General features: G+C 46.1%; 2 protein-coding genes and 1 tRNA gene. 2 read left to right on the plus strand and 1 reads right to left on the minus strand.

Going from position 1 to position 2,307, the window contains the following annotated elements; all coding sequences use genetic code 11:
* Together WBA23_RS26030 and WBA23_RS26035 are read left to right on the plus strand one after the other, a co-directional pair.
* Positions 1-1,335, plus strand: a 1,335-nt coding sequence (locus WBA23_RS26030) for an ABC transporter permease (protein WP_424585198.1), incomplete at its 5' end; no start/stop codon positions are given.
* Between the two features lie 29 nt (positions 1,336-1,364).
* Positions 1,365-2,048: a carboxypeptidase-like regulatory domain-containing protein gene (locus WBA23_RS26035; protein WP_424585199.1), complete on the plus strand. Its 684-nt coding sequence runs from the start codon at positions 1,365-1,367 to the stop codon at positions 2,046-2,048.
* Positions 2,049-2,182: 134 nt separating this feature from the next.
* On the opposite strand, the gene WBA23_RS26040 is transcribed toward WBA23_RS26035, so the two are convergent.
* Positions 2,183-2,256, minus strand: a tRNA-Arg gene (locus WBA23_RS26040).
* Positions 2,257-2,307 lie beyond the last annotated feature (51 nt).

Consider the following 2,307-nt stretch of genomic DNA (forward strand, 5'->3'; position numbering starts at 1 on the left):
ACCTTACTAGCATTGGTATTGGCATCGGCTATCGTGTTACTAGTGGGGCAAGTCTTCACTAATTTACTGGGGACACCTATCGTCTGGGAGACACTCCTACAACGCGATACATTGGGATTGCTGCTCGGTTTAGTCTTGCTAATTAGTGTTCTTGCTGGGAGCTATCCAGCCTTGGTGCTGGCTTCTTCCCGAGCCGTAGTGGCACTGAAAGGCCCCAGTTTTCTTCATCGATCCCGAGGAAGATTACGAAAGGTGTTCATTGCTTTTCAATTTACGGTAGCGATTAGCTTGGTGGCGGGCGCGCTTGTTGTTCGAGAACAAGTGTTTTATATGCGACACAAGGATCTAGGATTTCAGCAGAAAGAAATCGCTGCCGTTACCATTCCGTACAATGCGGATGGCTCACAAAAAGCGTCCACCTTTAAACAGCAGCTGCAGCAAGATAGTCGGGTAGGCGGTGTGGCTATCGGAAGCCGCCCGGATGGCCTATGGTCGTGGAGTAGTGTTTCTATTACTGCTCAAGGGCAAGACAAAACAATGGCTGCCAACGGAATTAATGTCGACGAAGACTATATCCAAGTCCTGAAGCTCTCCCTGGTAGCAGGAAAAAACTTTACTCCTAGTCAATCGCAACAGATTATGGTGAATGAAGCCTTCGTTAAGCAGGCCGGTTGGCACGACCCGGTGGGGCAAGAAGTGGTTTTCTCGGAAACTGACACCAAGCAAGTAGCCGGAGTTGTCAAGGATTTTCATTTCGCTCCACTACACGAACCTATTGAGCCACTCATCTTATTCTACGATATTAGCGCAGGAATTAATTTGCTCGTTAATATTGCTCCAAGCGATCTGGACGCTATAAAGGCAATCTGGCCCAACTTCTTTCCGAATGCACCTCTGGATTTTGAGGTTTTAGATCAAGCCCTTGACCATCGGTACCGTACCGAGCAACGTTTGCTTACCCTGTTCAATTACTTTTCGGGTCTTAGTATCTTTGTGGCGTGCCTTGGTCTGCTCGGGCTTACTGCCTTCACTGTGCAGCAAAAGACCAAAGAAATTGGTATTCGTAAAGTGCTAGGAGCCAATCGAAAGGCGATTATGTACTTACTGTCTCGTGAGTTTGCCGTACTTCTGCTGATCGCCGCTTCCGTAGCCACTCCAGTTGCTTGGCTAGCGATGCAGTATTGGCTGCAAGATTTTGCCTACCGAACGACTATTGGAGCACCCATTTTCTTATGGGCGATTGGCAGTGTTGCTCTACTAGCACTCATCACATTAAGCTATCACACACTAAAGGCAGCAGCGACCAATCCGACCGATTCACTCCGGTATGAATAGATCGATGAGCAGACGAAACGGCAGATATTATGATTCGCAAACTTCTGATAAGTAGTTGCTTCGTGATGGGTGCGCTAAGTGCCTATTCGCAAAAACGCGTAATTTGCGGTATTGTTAAGGATCATCAAACGCTGGAACCAGTGTCTTCCGTTCACGTGGTAGGCACTCGACAAGGAACATTCTCTGACCAAAACGGCTATTTTCATATTCGCACTTTTCCCACCGACACCCTTCGATTTTCCCACATCAACTACCAGGCACATACTGTGTTAGCTGATTCGTCTTCGGATACGATACAGATATTTCTTCAGACAAATGACTTTTTGCTAAAAGAAGTCACCGTGCGCGGACTGCCTTCCGAAGAGCGGTTTAAGCGACAGTTGTTGCGTACGCGACCTACAATCACTTCTGAAGAAATACATGCCCGCACTAATTTTGCCTACGCCCATCAATTATTCCGGTCGGGCTATGTTCCTACCATGAATAGCGAAGATAACTACCGTTGGCATAGTCAGGAGCCTCGAGGAATCACCCTATTCTCTTCGGGTCCGACCGGAGGCCTGACCAAAGCCTTTCGGAACCTTTCGCGTAATCGTAATATACCTTCCTTGTTAGAAAAATCATCTTTTCCAGAGAAAAATAGCATATCTAAGGAAGGACTTAAACAACTACAACGAAAACCACTTGTTGAGCGAAAGCAGCACCGAAGATAAAGCAGCCTTTTCAAATGAGTTTGCAGATGGCGAAGAAATTAAGGTAACTGAGCTTAGTTTAAAAATATGTTGCAAGTAGAGCAAAAAAATAAGCGTAACCTATTATTATTCAATAAGTTACGCTTCACATATAGTGCACTCGGAATGATTCGAACCCTCAACCCCCAGAGCCGAAATCTGGTATTCTATCCAGTTGAACTACGAGTGCTTCGGTATTGGAAAGGCAAAACTAGCAGTATTTTGGGGTTAGTAAAACTTA

The sequence above is a fragment of the Tunicatimonas sp. genome, assembly GCF_049647865.1.
Taxonomy (GTDB): Bacteria; Bacteroidota; Bacteroidia; order Cytophagales; family Cyclobacteriaceae; genus Tunicatimonas.

Excerpts from the sequence above, each read along its gene's own strand:
- WBA23_RS26035 (WP_424585199.1), top strand. The coding sequence starts at position 1,365 with ATGATTCGCAAACTTCTGATAAGTAGTTGCTTCGTGATGGGTGCGCTA.